1 protein-coding gene is annotated in these 396 nt (G+C 55.3%); it reads right to left on the bottom strand.

The features are described from left to right. Positions 1 to 396 (bottom strand): hypothetical protein (locus FN960_RS23545; protein ID WP_143850770.1); only part of this gene is annotated, 396 nt, incomplete at both ends.

Here is a 396-nt window from a genome sequence, read left to right as displayed (position 1 = left end):
ATGGTGTACGGCAGCGCACCTTCCACAACCGGATAACGTTCATAAACCCAAATGCCATCCGCTCGGCGCTGGCGCTCGCGGTTCGGATAACCCTGCGGATCGTTATTCACCACCGACTTGTTCAGTGCCATTGACAGACCCGCGGCATCCAGCAGACGCACAAAGCCAGACGCGCTCTCTTCCTTAAGATTGCTCATCACGTTTTCCATGATCAGCACCGAACCGCCTTTGTTCAGATAGGCGATCAGATCGGTCACATCCTGCTGGCTCAGCTTCGGTTTGCTGGTATCTGCACGCAGAGGCACTGCATAGGGATCGCCCCCCACCTGAGTCACATATTCAAAGCCGTTAAGGATCAGCAGCGGCATTTCCTGTGGGTCGAGATCGCCATAGCTA

The sequence above is a fragment of the Alkalicoccobacillus porphyridii genome (assembly GCF_007293315.1).
GTDB classification, from domain to species: Bacteria; Bacillota; Bacilli; order Bacillales; family Bacillaceae_D; genus Alkalicoccobacillus; species Alkalicoccobacillus porphyridii.
Note: the sequence above shows the minus strand (reverse complement) of the source record. Positions and strands in the feature narration are given on the sequence as shown.